The sequence below is a fragment of the Cellulomonas sp. Y8 genome (assembly GCF_008033115.1).
GTDB lineage: Bacteria > Actinomycetota > Actinomycetes > Actinomycetales > Cellulomonadaceae > Cellulomonas.
In genome coordinates this window covers 584,373-603,968 of record NZ_CP041203.1, presented here as the reverse complement: position 1 = coordinate 603,968, position 19,596 = coordinate 584,373, and the positions used below count along the sequence as shown (strand labels likewise).

Below are 19,596 nucleotides of genomic sequence, written 5' to 3'. Positions count from 1 at the left end.
CCCACCACGGGGATAATCGCGACGTGCGCTACCGGACCGCTGCGGGGACCGTCGTGGGCGCGGTGGTCCTCGCCGTGCTCGGGGCGCTCATGGGCCCGCAGTGGGCGCCGGTGCCGCTCACCGACCCGCTGACGGTGCAGACGCAGTCGACGGCGATCACCGACGCGCCCGCGCTCGGGACGTACGCGGTGCGGTCGTCAGTGCTCACCGTGCGGCTCGACGGCGCGGACGTGGAGGCCCGGCTGCTGATGCCGGTCGGGGTCGACGGCGACGTGCCGGCGGTGGTGTTCGTGCACGGCGCGGGGACCGGGAAGTTCGAGGACGCGTTCGTCGACCAGGCGCGCTCGCTCGCCGAGGCCGGCGTGGCGACGCTGGTGCCGAACAAGCGGCTCGACACCTACACGCTGCGGCACCGCGACTACGTGGCGATGGCCGACGACTACCTGCGCTCGTGGGACCTGCTGCGGGGCCTGCCCGGGATCGACCCGGACCGGGTCGGCGTCTACGCGGAGAGCGAGGGGGCCTGGATCGCGCCGGTGATGGCCGCGGACCAGCCGGGCATCGGCTTCGTGGTGCTGGCCTCCGCGCCGGTCGTGCCGCCCCGGCAGCAGGCCGCGTTCGCGGTCGACTCGTACCTGCGGAACACCGGCGTCCCGCAGCAGGTGTTCCGGGCGATCCCGCGGGCGGTCGGCATGTCGCTGCCCGGGGGCGGCCTGGACTACGCGGACTTCGACGTCGCGCCGTACCAGCGCCGGATGAGCCAGCCGGTCCTCGTCGTCTACGGCACCGCGGACGCGTCGATGCCGGTGGTGCAGGGGGCCGAGCAGATCATCCGGGACCTGGCGATCGCCGCGAACACCGACTACACCGTGCGCTACTACCGGGGCGCCGACCACGGGATCCGGGTGGACGAGGTCGTGGCCCCGGCGTTCCTGGACGACCTCGCGGGCTGGGTGCAGGGGCTGCCCGCGACCGCGTCGGCCGCCCCCGCGGATCGCGGGCCAGCAGCCCGAGCAGCTGTACTGGGCCGGTCCGGTGCCGCAGCCGCGGTGGCTGGGCGACGGCGACGTGCTGCTGTTCCTCGTCGCGGGGGCGGTGGGGGTGCTCGTGCTGCTGCCCGTCGGGCGGCTCGCCGTGGTGGGCGTCCGGCGGGTGCGCGGCCGCGAGCCGGGGCCGGGGCGCGACCGCGTGCTGACCCGGCGGCTGGCGCTGCTGTCCGCGGCATCCGTCGCCACGGTCGCCGCGCTGGTCTGGTACCTCGTCTCGGTGGCCCGACTCGCCGTCGGGTACGAGCGCAACGGCTGGATCGTCCAGGGCGGCTGGATCGCGGTGCGCGTGCTCGGCCTGGTCGCCGTGTACGCCGCGGCGGCCGTCGTGGTGCGGCTGCGGCGGCTGCGCCCGGGCCGGCGAGCCGATGGCGCACGGGGTGCTCGGGCACGTCGTGCTGTGGGGCACCTGCGCGGCCAGCGCGGCCCTGCTGGTGGTCCTGGCGTACTGGGGCGTGTACCAGCTCGGCATCTGAGGGTGTGGACGATGCGGTGCGTGGCGCCGCGACCAGGCACCATGGTGCCTGCCAGGGCGACGAGGGGAGAGCACGGGTGCGGACGACGTGGGGTTCGGCGACCGACCGCGGGCGGGTGCGCGCGCTGAACGAGGACGCGCTGCTGGCGCACCCGCCGGTGTTCCTCGTCGCGGACGGCATGGGCGGGCACGAGGCGGGCGACGTCGCCAGCCGGCTCGCGGTCGAGGAGTTCGGCGCGCTCGCCGGCCGGACCGCGGTCGACCCGTCCGACCTGCACGCGTGCTTCCGCAGCGCCGCCCGCCGGATCCGCGGGGCGTTCGAGCGCCGCGAGGGCGGCACCACGGTCGCCGGGGTGGCCCTGGGCGAGCACGACGGCGCCGCGCACTGGCTGGTGTTCAACGTCGGGGACTCGCGGGTCTACCGGTGGGCCGACGGCGAGCTCGCGCAGCTGACCGTCGACCACTCGGTGGTCCAGGAGCTCGTCGACTCCGGCGCGCTCAGCCGGGACGCCGCCGAGCAGCACCCGGAGCGGCACGTGCTCACCCGGGCGCTCGGCACCCGGTGCCGACCCGGAGCCCGACTACTGGACGCTGCCCGCGCGCCCCGGCGACCGCCTGCTGGTGTGCTCCGACGGCGTGACCGGCGAGCTCGCGCCGTCCGACCTGGCCGACGTGCTGGACCGCGTCCCGGGCGCCGCCGCGGCCGCCGCCGAGCTCGTCCGCCGCGCGGTCGAGGCGGGCGGCCGGGACAACGCCACGGCCGTCGTCGTGGACGCCCTGGGTGACGAGCCCGACGGGACGGATTCACCCGGATGGCTCGCGTTCGGCACCGGTCCTGCCGATAGGACATGGGACGAGACGGTCGACGGGGCCACCATCCCGCGACCGCGAAGCCACCAGGAGGACCGTCGGTGATCGTGCCCGAGTACACCCCCGGCGAGTGGTACGCCGTCGTCGCGGGAGGCGTCGTGCTGCTGCTCGCCCCGTCGACCCCGCCCGAGGTCGTGCGCGACGTCTGGGCCACCGCGCCGGAGCGCGGCGGCGGCCTGGGCGCGCAGCTCGACGCCCTGGTGCGGCACGGCCTCGGCGGCCTGCACCCGTTCGCGGCGGTCGACCTGGCCGGCGGCAAGGTGCACACCGCGCTGCGCGGCGACGTGGAGGTCGAGGTCGTCCGCGGCACCCGCGCCGAGGTGCTGTCCGCGCCCGAGGTCGTGTCCTGGTCCGAGCGGTCCGTCGGCTCCGCCGAGGAGATCACCGTCCGGGTGTCCGGCGCCGGCCGCGGCCCCGCCCTGCCCATCGTCAGCGGCGTGGTGCGCGCGTCCCGCGTGCGGGTGCGGCTGACGGGCGCCGAGCCGGCGCGCGAGGTCGAGGCCGCGCCGTCCGAGCCCGTCGCGCTGCCCGCCGCGCCGACGCCGGTCGCCGTCGCGCCCGCGCGTGCGGCGGCGGTCGAGGACGCGGCGCCGGCGCCGGCCGAGGTCGAGGCCGAGCCGGTCCCCGCGGTCGAGGCGGCCGCCGTGGCCGAGCCGGTCCCCGCGGCCGGGTCCGCGGACGTGCCGTCCGGCACCGAGGTCGTCGAGGGCACCCCCGCGCCGGCCGAGGTCGTCGAGGGCGAGCTCGTCGAGGCCGAGGTGGTCGAGGAGGACGCGCCCGCCGAGCAGGACGCACCCGCCGAGGTCGCGCCCGCCGAGCAGGACGCACCCGCCGAGGACGCGCCCGCGGAGGAGGCGCCCGCCGAGGTCGAGGAGCACGACGCCGTCGCCGAGGTCCCCGCGCCCGCCCCGGCCCCGTTCCCCGCCCCGGCACCCGCGCCGCCCGCCGCCGGGGGCCCCGTGCTCCCGTCGCCGGCGCAGCCCTACGTGCCGCCGGCCGCCCCGGCGCTGCCCGGCCCGGCGTCCGCCGACGACCACGACGGCCTGACGATCCTCAGCGGCGAGCTGGCGTCGATCCGCCAGCACCTGCCGTCCTGGGCCGTGTCCCAGACCGGCGACTGGCCGTCCGGCCCCGTCGTGCCCACCCCGGCGCCCGCGCCCGGCGTCTCGGGCGCGCTGCCCGTCACCGCCGCGCCCACGGCCCAGCTGCCGGTGCCCCGGCTCGCCCTGTCCACCGGCGCGCTCGTGCCCGTCGACGCCGTCGTCCTGATCGGCCGCGCGCCGCAGGCCGACCGCGCGCCCGACGGCTCCGAGGCGCGCCTCGTGACCGTGCCGAGCCCGGAGCAGGACATCTCGCGCACGCACGCCGAGGTCCGCCTGGAGGCCGGCCGCGTGCTGGTCACGGACCTGTACTCCACGAACGGCATCACCGTCGCGACCGGCACCCTGCCGCCGCGGCGCGTCACCGCGGGCGAGCCCGTCGCCGTCGCGGAGGGGGACGTCGTCGACCTGGGCGACGGCGTGACGTTCACCGTGGAGCCGGGTGCGTGAACCGACGGCGTGAGGCCTCGCAGCCGCCGCACCTGCCCGGATACGCGGTGCAGCGGCTGCTGGGCTCGGGGGGCTCGGCCGACGTCTTCCTGTACGAGCAGGACCTGCCGCGGCGACCGGTCGCGGTCAAGGTGCTGCTCGGCAGCGTGGACGCGGAGGCGCGGGAGGCGTTCGAGCGCGAGGCGGACCTGACCGCCCGGCTCTCGCACCACCCGTCGATCGTGACGGTCTACCAGGCGGGCGTGGCCGGCGACGGCCGGCCGTACCTGGTGATGGAGTACTGCGCGCGGCCCGGCCTCGGGCAGCGGTACCGCAGCGAGCGGTTCGAGGTCGCCGAGGTGCTCGAGCTCGGCGTCCGGCTGGCCTCGGCGGTCGAGACCGCGCACCGTGCCGGGATCCTGCACCGGGACATCAAGCCCGGCAACGTGCTCACCAACGACTTCGGCCGGCCGGTGCTCACCGACTTCGGCATCGCGTCCACGGTCGACGCCGGCGGCCCGGCCGTCGGCATGTCGATCCCGTGGGCGGCACCCGAGCTGCTCGCGGCCGACCCGCACGGCGACGCGCGGTCCGACGTGTACTCGCTGGCCGCGACGCTGTTCTCCGCGCTCGCCGGCCGCTCGCCGTTCGAGCGGCCCGGCGGCCCGAACGAGGCAGCGGACCTGGTGGGTCGGATCGAGCGCGGCGCGCCGGTGCCGTTCGCCCGCGACGACGTGCCCGACCGGCTGCGCACCGTGCTGGCGCGCGCCATGGCCCGGGAGCCGCAGCAGCGGCACGCCCGGGCGCTCGACCTCGCGCAGGACCTGCGCGCCGTGCAGGCCGACCTGGGGCTGCCGGTCACCGCGCCCGACGTCGACGACCACGCCGGCCCGGCCGGAGCCGCCGCCGCCGGTGCCGCGGCGCCCGCCGACGCCACGCGCGTGCGGCCGGTCGTCGAGGTCGCCCCGCACGCCGCACCCTCGCTCGCGGCCCCGGGCGCTCCCGCCGCGCCCGCGCGCCCGGCCGCGCCCGTCGGGCCGCCCCTCGACCTCGGCTCCGGGCCGGAGGCGACCCGGCTGCGACCGGTCGTGGCGGTGCACCCCGGCGCCGCGCCGGGAGCCGCCCCGGCCGCGGGCGCGCCGGCTCCGGACGCCGCGCCCGGCCCCGAGCTCGTCGCCGCCCCCGTGCACGAGGTGCACCCCGGGTCGGCTGGCCGGTCCCGCACCGGCCGCGTCCTGGCCGCGGTCGGCTCCGTGGTCGTGATCACCGGCGCGGTCCTCGGCATCGCCCTGTTCGCGAACCGCCCCGAGACCGACCCCGGGCCTGCCGCGGGCACCGAGTTCCCCGGGCCGGCGAGCACCCTCGGCCAGACCGTGCCGGCGCCGACCAACCTGTTCGGGGCGCGCCAGGCCGACGGCACCGTCGTGTTCACCTGGACCAACCCTGAGCCGCAGGACGGCGACACCTACCTCTGGGGCGTGCGCACCGCCACGGGCGAGCCCCAGCTCGAGATCGCCGAGGAGCCCACCGTGACCGTGACCCCGCCGGCCGAGGGCGGCGAGGTGTGCATCGAGGTCTCCGTCGTGCGCGCGGACCGCCGCGCGTCGACGGTGCCCGCGGAGGGCTGCGCCGCGTGAAGCTCCCCTGGAACCGCAAGAAGGTCGCGTCCACCGCGGCCGTCGTCACCGTGCCCGCGGTGCTCGCGACGCTCGCCCTGGTCAACCCCGGGTTCCCGCTCGCGCAGGTCGACCTCAACGACGGCGCCGTCTGGCTGACGTCCACCAGCACCCTGCAGGTCGGCCGGTACAACGCCCAGGTCGAGGAGCTGAACGCCGGGCTGGTCGCGAGCAGCACCGAGTTCGACGTGCTGCAGGACGCCGGCGACGTGCTGATCGTCGAGGCGGGCACGCTGACCGTGGTCGACCCGGCCGGGGTCACCGCCGCCGCGCAGGTCGCGGTCCCCGCGGGCGTCCAGGTGTCGATGGCCGGCGGCACCGTCGCGGTGATGGACACCGACGGCCAGGCCTGGGTCCGCACGTTCGCCGATCTGCCGATGCTCCAGGTGACGGCCGACGAGCCGGACGCCGACGTCGGCGCCGGCGGCGTCGTCACGGCGTCGGTGACCGGCGACGCGTTCGCCGTGGCGGGCGCGACCGGCGAGGTCACGCGCCTCACGCCGACCGCGGGCGGCGCGGCGACGGCGGAGGAGGCCCCGGCGCTCGGGGGCGCGGTCGAGCGGCTGACCGCCGTGGGCGACGTGCCGGTCGGCCTGGACGGCGACACCGTCCGCACCCCGGGTGGGTCGACGGCCCTCGGCCTCGCGCAGCCCGTGCTCCAGCAGCCCGGTCCCGCCGCGAGCACCGTGCTCGTCGCGGGCAGCACCGGCCTGGTCGAGGTGGCGGTGTCCTCCGGCGAGGTCGCCGCCGAGCACGAGGCGGGCGGGGCGGGCACGCCCGCGGCGCCCGTCCGGGTCGGCTCCTGCGCGCACGCCGCCTGGCCCACCGCGACGCAGAACTACCTCGAGCTGTGCGCGGACGCGGAGCCGCGGCTGCTCGACCTCGACGGCGTGACCGCGACGGACCACCTGGTGTTCCGGGTGAACCGGCAGGTCGTCGCCCTCAACGAGACCGTCGACGGGCGGCTGTGGCTGCCGCTCGAGGACACCGAGCTCCGGGAGCCCGACTGGTCGGACGTCGTGCCGGAGGAGAAGCCCGAGGACGACACCGATCGGGCCGAGGGCGACCGGACCACCCAGCAGCTGGTCCCCGAGTGCTCGCCCACCAGCGCCGCCCCGACCGCGGTCGACGACCAGTTCGGCGTCCGCGCGGGACGGACCACGATCCTCCCGGTCATCGACAACGACACCTCCTCCGACTGCGGCATCCTCGTGCTCAGCGAGGTCGACCCGCTGCCCGCCGAACTCGGCACGCTGCAGCAGGTGTACGGCGGCCGGGCGCTGCAGGTCACCGTGCCCGCCGACGCCACCGGCTCGGCGACCTTCGCCTACTCGATCAGCGACGGCCGCGGCACCACCGCCCCGTCGACCGCGCAGGTCACGCTGACCGTCCGCGACGCGTCGCTCGACGAGCCGCCGGTGCAGGACCGCACCGGCGAGATCCGCGTCGAGCAGGGCCAGACTGCGTCCTACCCGGTGCTCGCCGACTTCTCCGACCCCGACGGCGACCCGCTCACCCTGGTCGGCGCGACTGCCGAGAAGGGCACCGCGCGGTTCCGCCAGGACGGCACGCTCAGCTACGTCGCCGACGGCGGCGAGCTCGGGCGCGACGTGGTGCACGTCGTCGTGTCGGACGGGACGTCGACCACCGAGGGGACCGTCGACGTCGACGTCCGGGCCATCGGTTCGCTGGACCTGCAGATCGACCCGGTGCACGCCGTCACCTACGTGGACCAGGACGTCCAGCTGCGCCCGCTCGACGCCGTGCGCACCTTCGGCGCCGAGCAGCCGCGGCTGGCCGGCGTCGAGGACGTGCAGGGCACGACGGTCACGCCCGACCTGGAGGCCGGGACGTTCAGCTTCCGCGCCGCGCAGGCCGGCACGTTCTACGTCAGCTTCACGGTGACCGCCGCGCCGCAGCAGGCGACCGGCGTCGCGCGCATCGACGTGCGGGAACGGCCGGAGCAGGCCGAGCCGCCGGTCGCCGTCGCCGACGACGCCTGGCTGCCCGCGGGCGGGGAGACCACCGTCGACCCGCTGGCCAACGACACCGACCCGGCCGGCGGCGTGCTGGTGCTGCAGAGCGTGTCCGCGCCGGACGGCCTGCGGGTCGCCGTTCGGCAGCGCACCCTCGTCACCATCTCCGCGGTCGGCGCGCTGACCGAGCCGGTCACGCTGCAGTACGTCGTGTCCAACGGCACCGCCAGCGCCACCGGGCAGATCCTGGTCCGCCCGGTGCCGGCGTCCGCCACCCCGCAGCCACCCGTCGTGCCGAACGTGACGGCCGACGTCCGGACCGGGGGCGTCGTCACGATCCCGGTCCTGGAGGACGCGTCCGACCCGGACGGCGACACCATCACGCTGAAGCCCGAGCTGGCCGAGCCGCTCGGCGACGGCGAGGGCCTCATGTTCGTCTCGGGCGACAACCTGCGGTACCAGGCCCCGTCGTCCCCGATGACCGTGCACGCGACGTTCGTCGTCCAGGACGCGACCGGCATGGAGACGGCTGCGACCGTCACCGTCCGGGTGCACGAGTCCGACCCGGAGACCAAGGCCCCGCCGAAGCCCCGCGCTCTCACGGCGCGCGTGTTCGCTGGGGAGACCGTGCGGATCCCGGTCCCGCTGGTCGGCATCGACGCCGACGGCGACGGCATCACGCTGCTCGGCGTGGCCTCCGCCGGCACCAAGGGCCGGGTCACCACCGTCGGCGCGGACTTCCTGGAGTACGAGGCGCTGCCCGACGAGGCCGGCACCGACACCTTCACCTACGCCGTCGAGGACTGGACCGGCCAGCGCGCCGTCGCCACCGTGCGCGTGGGCATCGCCGCGCGACCCGGGGACAGCAACCGCGTGGTCGCGCGCGACGACACGATCACCGTCCGGCCGGGGCAGACCGTCGAGGTCCGGGTCCTGGAGAACGACACCGACGTGCTCGGCGGCGAGCTCGCCGTCCGGGAAGACCTGGAGGTCGACGAGGGCATCACGGCCTCGCTGTCCGGCAACCGGGTCGTGGTCCGGGGCGACGCCGCGGGCGTCTTCAACATCGGCTACACCGCGGTCAACGAGCGCGGGGCCGTCAACGGTGCCGTGCTGTCCGTGACCGTCGACCCGGACGCGCCGGTGCTCGCGCCGATCGCGCGCGACGTCGTCGTGCCGCCGGTCGACACGGTCGGGCGGACCAGCGTGGACGTCGACGTGCTCGGCGTCGCGCAGAACCCGAGCGGGCCGCTCGGGGACCTGCGGGTCTCCGTGCCAGGCAGCGCGTCGTCGGTGGCCACCGTCCGCGGCGACGGCACGATCACGGTCACCCTCGCCGAGACCGCCCAGACCATCCCGTACCTGCTGACGAACACCACCGCCGAGGACGTCAGCTCCTACGCGTTCATCTCGGTGCCCGCCCTCGGTTTCTTCCCACCGACCGCGCGCCCGCGCGCCCCCGAGCTCCGGGTCGCCGGCGGCGAGACGCTGACGATCCCGCTCGGCGAGCAGGTCCAGGTCGCGCCGGGGCGGACCGCGCAGGTCGCCGACGCCACCGCCGTGACGGCCACGCGGTCGGACGGCTCGCCGCTGGTCGCCGACTCCACCACCGTGCAGTTCCGACCCGCCGACGGGTACGTCGGCCCGGCGTCGATCACCGTGCCGGTCACCGACCGCACCGGCGCGGGGGACACCTCCGCCCGGACGTCGGTGATCACGCTGCCGATCACGGTCTACACGCTCGACGACTACCCCCCGACGTTCGTGCCCTCCACCCTGGAGGTCGGGCCCGGCGAGGCGCCCACGACGGTCGACCTCCAGGCCTTCACGCAGGGTGTCGAGGGCGCGTCCGGCGCGGACACCTTCACGTACCGGCTGACCGGCGACGCGCCGGCCGGGTTCTCGGTCTCGCTCCAGGGCAGCCGGCTGTCCGTCGCCTCCGACGTCGGCACGCCCAAGGGCACCCGCGGCACGCTGCCGATCGAGCTCGGCTACGGCCGCGCCGGGAAGATGGCCGTCCAGGTCGAGGTGCGGACCGTCGCGAGCACCCGGCGCGTGGCCGCGCTCCAGGACAAGGTCGTCAACGACGCCGTCCAGGGGCAGGAGCGCGTGGTCGACGTCCTGGCCGGGGCCTCCAACCCGTTCCCGGACCAGCCGCTGCGCGTCGTCGGCGTCACGGTGGAGACGCCGGGCGCCGGCACCGCGTCCGTGTCCGGCTCCGACGTCGTGGTCCGGCCCGCCGCCGAGCTCGTCGGGCAGATGGTCGTGCGGGTGCGCGTCCGGGACGCCACGGACGACAGCGCCCGCGAGGTCGCGTCCAGCGTCACGCTGCGGGTGCGGGGGAAGCCGGAGACGCCGGCAGCCCCGCGGGTCGGCGAGGTCCGCGACGGCACCGTGGTGCTGTCCTGGACCGCGCCCTACGACCGCGGCGAGCCGATCAGGGGCTACCGGGTGACCGCCAGCGCGGGCGGCCCGACGACGTCCTGCGCCAGCACCACCTGCACCATTACCGGGCTGACGAACAACGTCGAGTACACGTTCACGGTCGCGGCGGAGAACGCCGTCGGCTGGTCCGACCCGAGCCCGGCGTCCGCCGTCGCGCGCCCCGACACGGTGCCGGACACCCCCGCCGCCCCGTCGCTCGCGTGGGGCGACCAGGAGGTCACGGCGACCTGGGCGGCGCCGAACTCCAACGGGTCGCCGGTGTCGTCGTACACGCTGATGATCTCGCCCGCGCCGCCGGGCGGCTCGCCGTCCGTCACGACCAGCGGGACGTCGTACACGTTCCGCGGGCTGAGCAACGGGACCGCGTACACGGTGCAGGTGCGGGCGCACAACCGCGCGCCGGAGCCGAGCGCGTGGAGCGCGGCGTCGGCGCCCTCCACGCCGGCCGCGCCTCCGGAGGCGCCGACGGTGTCCGCGGGACGGGTCGGCAGCCCCCTGGGCGGTCAGATCAACGTGACGTGGAGCCCGGGAGCCGCGAACGGCGACGCCGTCGCGGGCTACCAGCTCAGGATCACCGGCGGCGGGCGCGACCGCACACTGACGTACGGCGCCGATGTCACGTCGTACCCGATGACCGACGCCGCCAACGGCGTCGAGTACCGGTTCGAGGTCTCGGCTCGGAACAAGGCGGGCTACGGAGGTGCCGGCTCGGCCACCGCCAAGGCGTACGGTCGACCTTCCGCCGGCTCGGCACAGGTCTCGGCGTCGCAGTCGGATGCTCCGTCGGGCCAGGGCTGGGCGCGTATCGCATGGGGTGATGCGAACGGCAACGGCCAGGAGGTGGACCACTACGACGTTCTCCGAGACGGCGCGGTCATCGCTCAGGTCGGGCGTTGGGAGCGGTCGTACCAGGTCAACGGTCTGACCGGCGGGACCACGCTCACGCTCCAGGTGCGGGCTGTGCACGACGGCGGCGAGAGCGATGCCGTCGGTGACACGGTGACGGTGGCGACCAAGCCGAGCGCGCCCTCGTCGATCTCGATGGTGCAGAACCCGGCGGACGGGTCCGCACGCCCTTCGCAGGTCCGGGTCTCGTGGCAGCCGAGTTCCCCGGGCGAGCGGAACGCGACGATCACCTCCTACCAGTACCGGGTCACCGGCTGGCCCGGTATGGGGAACGGCGAGATCAGGTCGACGCCCACCCCGTATGTAGACCTGCCGGTCGAATCGGTCGACAACGGCACAACTTTCCGCATCGAGGTCTGGGCGGTGTCGTCGAGCGGCGCCGAGAGCACCAGCACGCGGTCCGACCCGTTGCGTGTGGCGTGGACCGACGCGCCGCCGCAGAACCCGGATCCACCGGACGACGGAAGCGGATCCGGCACCGGCGGTTCCTCGCCCTGACGCCCGGCCTGCCGATCGGGTGATGGGCCCGCACGACACGACACCACGACAGACAGCACCGACAGGAGACACCCCCCGATGACCCCCGAGCAGTCCGCCTGGTTCGCCGAGACGTTCGCCGGCCTCGTGGGCAACGTGTCCCGCGCGGTCCTGGGCGCCGACCGCCCGGTGCGGCTCGTGCTGACCGCGATGGTCGCCGAGGGGCACGTGCTCCTGGAGGACGCCCCCGGCACGGGCAAGACCTCGCTGGCCAAGGCCATCGCGGCGTCGGTCCAGGGCACCCACCAGCGCATCCAGTTCACCCCCGACCTGCTGCCCTCCGACGTCACCGGCGTGACGATCTGGGACCAGGGGGCGCGCACGTTCCAGTTCCACCCGGGCCCGGTGTTCACCTCCGTGCTGCTGGCGGACGAGATCAACCGCGCCTCGCCGAAGACGCAGTCCGCGCTGCTGGAGGTCATGGAGGAGGGCCACGTCACGGTCGACCGGGACACGCACCCGGTGGGCCGGCCGTTCGTCGTGATCGCGACCCAGAACCCGATCGAGCAGGCGGGCACCTACCGGCTGCCGGAGGCGCAGCTCGACCGGTTCCTCGTGCGCACCTCGCTCGGCTACCCGGACCGCACCGCGACGGTCGAGATCCTGTCCGGCGCGCGGGACCGCACCCGCGAGCTGGACGCCGTGGTCACCACGGCGGGTGTCGTCGAGATGGCGGAGCTCGCGCAGACGGTGCACGTCGACGGGTCGGTGCTGGACTACGTCGCGCGCCTGATCGAGGGCACGCGCGAGGACCCGCAGACCTCCCTGGGCGCGAGCGTCCGCGGTGGTCTGGCGCTGGTGCGCGCCGCGCGGGTGCAGGCGGCTGCCGCGGGGCGTGCCTACGTGATCCCGGACGACGTGAAGGACCTCGCGGTGCCCGTCCTGGCGCACCGCCTCGTGCTCGACCCCGAGGCCGACTTCCTCGGCGCGACGACCACCCAGGTGGTCGAGCGCGTGCTGTCCGCGACCCCGCCGCCGGTGGCGCGCGCGTGACCAGGGTCGGGGTGCACCCGGGAGGCGCGGCGTGAGGCGGTCGCGCACCCGGCTGTCGGGCGTGGGCTGGGGCGCGGGGCTGCTCGGTGCGGCCGCCGCGGTCGCCGGCGTGCTGCTCGGCTGGGTCGAGCTGGCGGCACTGGGCGCCGTCGGCGTCGTGGCGCTGCTCGTCGCGCTCGCGATGACGTGGGGCCGGCTGCCGCACGCCGTGCGGCTCGACCTCGCGGACCGGCGGGTGCGCGTGGGGGAGCGGGCGTTCGGCGGGGTGGTCGTGTCGGCCCCCGGCGGTCGGCGGACGCGCGCCGTGCGCCTGGAGCTGCAGGTCGGCGAGGGCCGGGCCGAGCTCGAGATCCCGTCGCTGGCCCCGGGCACGGAGCACGAGGAGCTGTTCGCGGTCCCCACCGACCGGCGCGCCGTCGTCACGGTCGGCCCGGTGCGGGCGGTGCGCGGCGACGCGCTCGGCCTCGCCACCCGGCACGCGGTGACCACGGGCTCCGAGGAGCTGTACGTGCACCCGCGCGTCGTCATGCTCACCGGCGCCGACGCGGGCCTGCTCCGCGACCTCGAGGGGGGCGCGACCCGCGACCTGTCCGACATGGACCTGGCGTTCCACGCGCTGCGCGACTACGTGGTCGGCGACGACCGCCGGTCGATCCACTGGCGCACCACCGCGCGCCGCGGGCAGCTCACGGTGAAGCAGTACGAGGACACCCGCCGCACCCAGACCGCCGTCGCACTCGCCACCGACCCCCGGGACTACCGGCACGGCGCGGACGACGCGGAGCTGGAGCTCGCGGTCAGCGTGGTCGCCTCGCTCGGCGTGCACGTGCTGGCCGAGGAGCACCCGCTCGCGGTGCTCGCCGGTCCCGGCCGGGTGCGCACCACCGCGCGCCGGCCGCTGCTCGACGACTGCTCCGGCATCACCTGCGGCCCCGACGGCACCGGCTCCCGGCTGCTCGGCCGACGGGTCGCCCGCGAGGCGCCCGACGTGACGCTCGCGTTCCTGGTCACCGGGTCCGTCGTGCCCGCGGCGGACCTGCGCGCCGCCGCCCGGCACGTGCCCGAGGGCACCCGGACGCTCGTGGTGAGCTGCGTCCCCGGTGCCGAGGTCGAGGTCCGCACGCAGCGCACGCTGAGCCTGGTCCGCCTGGGCTCGCTCGACGACCTGCCCCGCGCCCTGCGTCTGGCGGCGGCGGCATGACGACGACGACCGAGAACCCCGTCGCGCCCGGCGTCGTCGCGCACGGCGCCCCGGACGCAGCCCCCGGCGTTCCGACGCCGCCCGGGCCGCCCTCGTCCGGGCGCCGTCGGCCCGGCGGCTCCGGGCAGCCCGCGGGCGCGGAGCGGCCCCGCCGCGGCGTCCCGCGCGGCGGCCGGGCGGTCGTCGACGTGCTCGTGCTGGCCGGCGCCGTCCTCGCCGCGCTGACCCCGCTGCTGCCCGTGTACGGCGGTTCGGTGCTGCTGGCCCCGGTGGTCGGCGGCGTGCTGCTCGGCGCGGCCGCGGGCGTGCTGTCGGCGTGGGCGCGCTGGTCGCCCCCCGTGACCACGGCCGTGCTGCTCACGGTCACCGTCGTGCTCGGCGGGCCGCTCGCGACGCCGGACCAGACCGTCGGGGGCGTCGTGCCGACGCTCGCGTCGATCGTGTCCGTGGTCCGCGGGTCGGGGCTGGGCTGGAAGGACGTGCTGACCCTGCAGCCGCCGCTGGGCGGCTCGGGCTGGCTGCTGGTCCCGCCGTACCTGCTGGCGGTGGTCGGGACCGCGGTCGCGGTGCGGCTCGCGCTGGGCTCCGGGCGCGCGGCACCGGCGGCCGCGCTGCTCCCGCCCGTGGTCCTCGCCGGGGCCGTGCTGCTCGGCACGCACACCACGGTCGCCCCGGTGGCCGCCGGCACCGCGATCGCGGTCGTCCTGCTGGTCTGGGCGTCCTGGCGGTCCGGCCGGCTGCGGGCGCGGCGCCCGGTCGCGCTCGTCCTGCTGGTCGCGCTCGCCGGCGGCGCGGGCGTCGCGGCGGGCACCACGGTCGAGTCCAACCGGGACCGGTACGTCCTGCGCGACGCGCTGCTGCCGCCGTTCGACCCCCGCGACTACGCCAGCCCGCTGTCCGCCTTCCGCAAGTACGTGAAGGACGACGACACCGTCGAGCTGTTCACAGTGCAGGGACTGCCCGCGGGCGCCCGGGTCCGGCTCGCGACCTTCGACCGGTTCGACGGCGTGGTGTGGAACGTGGCCGGCGACGGCTCGTCCCGCGCGTCGGGCCAGTTCCGCCGGGTCGGCGAGGTCGTCAGCGAGCAGGCCGTCGAGGAGGCCGACGCCGTCGAGGCGTCCGGCACCGGCGGGGAGCGCGCGGAGGTGCAGGTCCAGGTCGACGGGCTGTCCGGCGTGTGGCTGCCGACCGTCGGCGAGGCGGTGTCCGTGCGGTTCGACGACACCGAGGCCCAGTCGCGGCTGCGGTTCAACGACGCGACCGGCGCGGCCGTGCTCACCGGCGGGCTGGACGAGGGGCTGACCTACACCCTCGACGCCGTCGTGCCGGCCGAGCCCGACGACGAGCAGCTCGGCTCCGCCGCGGGCAGCGCGCTCGACCTGCCGGAGCCCCAGGGCGTCCCGGACGCCGTGTCGACCGCGGCCGGTGACGCCGCCCGCGAGGCCGAGACGCCCGCCCAGGTCGCCCGCGCGCTCGAGCAGGCGCTGTCCGAGCGCGGCTTCTTCTCGCACGGGCGCACCGACCAGGGGGACTACCCGTCGCTGTCCGGGCACGGCGCCGACCGGGTGGCGACGCTGCTCGGCGGCGACCTCATGGTCGGCGACGACGAGCAGTACGCGTCCGCGATGGCCCTCATGGCCCGCGAGATGGGCCTGCCCGCGCGGGTGGTCATGGGCTTCGTGCCGGGCGACGACGAGGAGGCGGCCGCGACGCCGGACGCGCCCCTCGACCCCGACGCCCCGGTGGTCGTGACCGGCGCCGACGTGCACGCCTGGGTCGAGATCGCGTTCGAGGGGTACGGCTGGGTCACCTTCGACCCGACCCCGCCCGAGAGCCAGACGCCGCAGGACGAGCAGGAGACCAGCCAGGCCGACCCCGAGCCCCAGGTCGCGCAGCCCCCGCCGCCGCCCGCCCCGCCGGTGGACCCGCCCGCGGACGACACCGACCAGCCCCAGACGCAGGACGGCGAGGACGAGTCCGCCCTGGCGGTCTGGCAGCGCATCGCCCTCGGCGTCGCCGCCGGGTCCGGCCTGCTGCTGGTGCTGCTCGCGCCGTTCCTCGTCATCGCGGGTCTCAAGGCACGCCGCCGGCGCCGCCGGCGGCGCGACCCCGTCCCGGTGAACCGGGTCGTGGGTGGCTGGCAGGAGGTGCTCGACCTGGCGACCGACCTGCGCCGCGACGTCGACCCGGTGGCCACCCGCCGCGAGGGCGCGCGGTCGCTGGACCGGGCGTTCACCACCGCGCCGGAGCCGGAGGAAGGGCGCCGCCGGAAGCGTCCCGCCCCGGTGCCGGCCGGCCCGACGCCGGCCGGCGTCGAGGCGGGCGCCGCGGTGGTCGCGCTGGCCGACCGTGCGGACGCGGCCGTGTTCGGCGCCGCGGCCCCGACGACGGCGGACGCGCGGGAGTACTGGGCGGAGGTCGACCGGACGCTCGCGTCCATGCGGGCGGCGACGCCCCGCAAGCAGCGGTGGCGCGGGAGGGTGGCGACCCGGTCGCTGCGCCGGTCCGAGCGGCGCCGGGCCGCGGCGGCCGCCGACCGGGCGCGGCGGAGCGCGCCGGACGGCAGGGAGAAGCGGGGGACCAGGGGACGACGGGCACGACGAGCGGACGGAGCGGACGGATGAGCAGCACCACCGGCGGCGTGGTCCCGCCGAGCGCACCGCCTGCGCCGGTCGGACGCCGCGTCGCGGCGTACCTCGTGGACGCCGCGCTGACGTCGATCGCCGCGGCGCCGCTCTGGCTCGCGTGGGCGCCGGCGTTCGCGGCGACCGTGCGCGCGGCCTCCGACTCAGGGGCGGGCACGGTGCCCGAGCCCGCCGCGCCGTCCGGGGTGCTGCTCGCCGTCGGGGCGGTGCTGCTCGCCGCCTGGGCCGTGGCGCAGTGGGTGTGGAACGGCACCCGCGGCTGGACCGTCGGGCGCCGGCTGCTCGGCCTGCGGCTCGTCGACGTCCGGTCCGGCCGGCCCGTCGGGCTCGGGCGGGCGTTCGTGCGGGCGCTGATCGTCGCCCTGGGCTCGCTGGCGTGCGGCGTGGGCCAGCTCGTGGTGCTGCTGTCGCCGCTGTTCGACTCGTCCGGGCGCCGGCGCGGCTGGCACGACCGGGTGGGGGGAGGGTGTCGTCGTCGACGTGCGGGGGCTCGTCCCCGCCCGTCGGGTGGCCGACTGGCCGGCGCGCCCGAGCCGGGCCGGAGGCGCCGACGCGCCCGCGCCGCCCGCACCGCCCGCGGGGCACGGCGGGGACGCCCCGGCGTGGCCCTCCGTGCCGCACCCCGCGGCACCGGGTGACGCGTGGGCGGGCGAGCCGACCGCCGCGGGCGGCACGCCGACCGTCGACCCCACCCCGTCCGAGCCCACGCGCACGCGGTGGAGCGCGCTCGCCGCCGACCGCCGGCTCGACGCCCCGGGGCTCGTGCTGCCCCCGCTCGGCGGACCCGGCCTCGGGCCGGACCTCGACACCCGGCAGATCCCGGTCGTCCCGGCGGCCGTGGTGCCCGCGCACCCCGCGGCGCCCGTGCCGCTCGCACCCGGACCGGACGCCGCCGCGCCCGCCGCCGGACCGGCGGCGCCGGCCCCCGCTCTGCCGGACGCCCCGGCTCCGGCCGCTCCGGGTGCGGCGCCCGGGTACCTCGCGGCCCCGGCGGCGCCCGCCGCGACGCCCGCGTACCCGTCGGCCCCGGCGATGCCCGTCGCGGCCCCGGCGACGCCCGCGCACCCCGCCGCCCCGGTGCCGCCCGCGCCGGCCGGTCCCGCCTCCGGCGAGCAGGCCGCCTGGCGCGACGCCCTCGGTCCCGTCCCGGGGCCCGTGCCGACCGAGCCGCCGACGCGGACCGGCCGGCACGCGGTCGTGCCGGGCGCGCCGGTGCACCCGGACGCCCCGCCGGCCCCGCCCGCGCCCGCCGCGCCGGCGACCCCGCCGCCTGCCGCGGCGGCAGCCCCGCCGCCGGCGCCCGGCCCCGCGCCCGCCGGCGACTGGCCCCCGCCCGCCCCGGCACCGGCCCCGCACGCCGCCGTCGCCCCCGCGACCCCCGCGGTGCCGGTCCCGCCCGCCCCGTTCCCCGCCGCGCCCCCGGCCCCCGTGCCGGGCCCGGGCGCCGGGTGGGCGGTCCGGCTCCCCGACGGCACGGTCGCCGCGCTGGACAGCCCGCTGCTCGTCGGGCGCAACCCCGACCCGCAGGACGGCGTCCGGACGGTCGCCGTCGCCGACCCGGGCCGCTCGGTGTCGAAGACGCACCTCATGCTCGGCGTCGACGAGCACGGGCCGTGGGTCGTCGACCGCGGCTCGACCAACGGCACGCTCGTGACGCTCGCCGACGGCCAGCGGATCGTCTGCCTGCCGGACCGTCGGGTGCGGCTGGCGGACGGCTCGCTGGTGGCGTTCGGCGACCTGGCGCTCGCCGTGGGGCTGCGCGCCTAGGGGCCTACGATGACGCATGGGCCGCCTGCGGTCTGCTGCGACGATGCAGGACGTCGAGCTGGTCGACGTCACTGGCCGCCCGCGCGCGCCCGGACGGCCCCGCACCTGGCTGCCGCCGTCCCCGCCGGACGAGCCGCCCGCACCGGGGCCGCCGCGGTCGACGCGTCCCCGTCGTCGTCGGTGGATCGCGGTGCTCGTCGTCGTGGGGCTGGTCGTGGCGGGCGTCGCCGTCGGGCGCGCCGCGGCGCCGGCACCGCCCGCGGTCGTCGCGCCCGGGATGCTCGCCCCGCTGGACGGGCCGCCGTGGGCGCGGTGGCGGGTCTCCGTGCCGCGGTCGGCCGACGTGCTGGCGGCGACCGGTGCGCTGGTCGTGTCCGGGGTCCGGGACCGCCGGTTCCAGGTGACGGGCTACGACGAGGGCAGCGGCGAGCGGCTGTGGACGCGCGACCTCGGGCCCGTGGCCGGGACCCGGCCGCTGACGGGCTGCCCGCACACGGGGGCGGACGTCGGCCCGGTCGTGCTGTGCGTGGTCGAGCCGCCCGTCCTGCCCGGCGGCGGCTGGTCGCACGGCACGGTCCCGTTCCCCGCGCCGGACGAGCGCTGGGCGCAGATCTCGGCGCTCGACGCCGCCACCGGTGACGTGCTGGGCCGGTGGACGGTCTCGGGCCGGCTCGCCGCGGTCGACCGGATCGGCGACGACCTGGTGGTGCTGCGGGTCGGGGCGGACGGCCACGCGCGTGTCGGCCGGTACGCCGGGGCGGACGGCCACCGCCTCTGGTGGTACCGCGGCACCACCCCGCTCCGGCTGCGCGAGGGGATCGTCAGCGGCTCGGAGCTGCGGGTGAACGAGTCGTTCGTCCTGCTGCAGGGCTGGTCGGCGACGGTGCTGGACGCCGCGGACGGCGACGAGCTGACCGCCACCCCGCCCCGCTCGTTCGTCGTGGGGTCGCTGTCGACCGACGTGTACGGCACCTGGTCCAGCGGCGACGGCGGCGTCGTCCACGACCGGACCGGTCGCCCGCTGTTCTCGTCCCGGGCGCTGTTCCCGACGATCACGGCCTCCGACGGCGCCCCGCCGGACGTCCTGGTGATGGACGAGGGCGGGACGCTCGTGGGCCGGTCGCTGCCGGACGGGGCGGAGCTGTGGCGGCACGACACGTACCGCGCGGTCCGGGTGCAGTCCGGGGGGCACCTGGTGCTCCTCGGCGTCGACGGCTACCAGGTGGTGGCCGCCCGCACGGGCCTCTCGGAGTGGGAGTCGCCCGAGCGGGTGCTGATGTGGTGGGCGCCGCTCACCGACGGGGCGACGGTGCTGGGTGCCGGTCGCTCGCCGACGGGGCGGCCGACGATGGAGGCCCGCCGGCTGTCCGACGGCGAGCTCGAGTGGGTGCTGCCGATCGAGGACGGCGTGCGGTCCGTCGAGGCCGTCGGCGGCCACCTGGTGCTGCGGAGCCGGGACGAGCTGATCGCCCTCACCTGAGCCGTCCGCATGCTGAGCGGTTGCGGTCCGCCCGGTGGTGCGGAGTACAG

General features: G+C 77.4%; 10 protein-coding genes. All 10 read left to right on the top strand.

The features are described from left to right. Window positions 1–23: 23 nt before the first annotated feature. Window positions 24–2,306, top strand: a complete 2,283-nt coding sequence (locus FKM96_RS21240; RefSeq protein WP_246855164.1) for a protein phosphatase 2C domain-containing protein — start codon at window positions 24–26, stop codon at window positions 2,304–2,306. 126 nt (window positions 2,307–2,432) lie between these two features. Continuing rightward, window positions 2,433–3,941 carry an FHA domain-containing protein gene (locus FKM96_RS02675; RefSeq protein WP_147793932.1) on the top strand — a complete coding sequence of 503 codons (1,509 nt, stop codon included), beginning with the start codon at window positions 2,433–2,435 and terminating at the stop codon, window positions 3,939–3,941. After that, entirely contained in the window at window positions 3,938–5,557 is a 1,620-nt protein-coding gene (locus FKM96_RS02670; RefSeq protein ID WP_147793931.1) for a serine/threonine-protein kinase, read from the top strand. The genes FKM96_RS02675 and FKM96_RS02670 overlap by 4 nt, the downstream gene beginning before the upstream one ends. Continuing rightward, window positions 5,554–11,421, top strand: coding sequence for an Ig-like domain-containing protein (locus FKM96_RS02665; protein ID WP_147793930.1), 5,868 nt, complete (start codon window positions 5,554–5,556; stop codon window positions 11,419–11,421). The genes FKM96_RS02670 and FKM96_RS02665 overlap by 4 nt, the downstream gene beginning before the upstream one ends. Before the next feature lie 78 nt (window positions 11,422–11,499). Beyond that, complete coding sequence (locus FKM96_RS02660; RefSeq protein WP_147793929.1) at window positions 11,500–12,453, top strand: MoxR family ATPase; 954 nt, start codon at window positions 11,500–11,502, stop codon at window positions 12,451–12,453. A 31-nt stretch (window positions 12,454–12,484) separates the two neighbouring features. Beyond that, window positions 12,485–13,654 (top strand): DUF58 domain-containing protein, encoded by a 1,170-nt coding sequence (locus tag FKM96_RS02655; protein WP_147793928.1) that lies wholly within the window; start codon window positions 12,485–12,487, stop codon window positions 13,652–13,654. Then, a complete protein-coding gene (locus FKM96_RS02650; protein ID WP_147793927.1) occupies window positions 13,651–16,278 on the top strand; it encodes a transglutaminase domain-containing protein in 2,628 nt (875 codons plus the stop codon). Before FKM96_RS02655 ends, FKM96_RS02650 begins: the two co-directional genes overlap by 4 nt. Then, the gene (locus tag FKM96_RS02645; protein WP_147793926.1) at window positions 16,275–16,937 is read left to right on the top strand and encodes an RDD family protein; all 663 of its coding nucleotides are present in this window, start codon (window positions 16,275–16,277) and stop codon (window positions 16,935–16,937) included. The genes FKM96_RS02650 and FKM96_RS02645 overlap by 4 nt, the downstream gene beginning before the upstream one ends. Next, entirely contained in the window at window positions 16,912–18,066 is a 1,155-nt protein-coding gene (locus FKM96_RS02640) for an FHA domain-containing protein (protein WP_147793925.1), read from the top strand. The genes FKM96_RS02645 and FKM96_RS02640 overlap by 26 nt, the downstream gene beginning before the upstream one ends. A 16-nt stretch (window positions 18,067–18,082) precedes the next feature. Then, on the top strand, window positions 18,083–19,546 hold the full coding sequence (locus tag FKM96_RS02635; protein ID WP_147793924.1) for a PQQ-binding-like beta-propeller repeat protein: 1,464 nt from the start codon (window positions 18,083–18,085) through the stop codon (window positions 19,544–19,546). The last annotated feature ends 50 nt before the right edge of the window (window positions 19,547–19,596 follow it).

Bases quoted from the DNA above. Each gene is read 5' to 3' on its own strand.
- FKM96_RS02650 (WP_147793927.1), top strand. From the start codon at position 13,651: ATGACGACGACGACCGAGAACCCCGTCGCGCCCGGCGTCGTCGCGCAC.
- FKM96_RS02635 (WP_147793924.1), top strand. From the start codon at position 18,083: ATGGGCCGCCTGCGGTCTGCTGCGACGATGCAGGACGTCGAGCTGGTC.
- FKM96_RS02660 (WP_147793929.1), top strand. From the start codon at position 11,500: ATGACCCCCGAGCAGTCCGCCTGGTTCGCCGAGACGTTCGCCGGCCTC.
- FKM96_RS02645 (WP_147793926.1), top strand. From the start codon at position 16,275: ATGAGCAGCACCACCGGCGGCGTGGTCCCGCCGAGCGCACCGCCTGCG.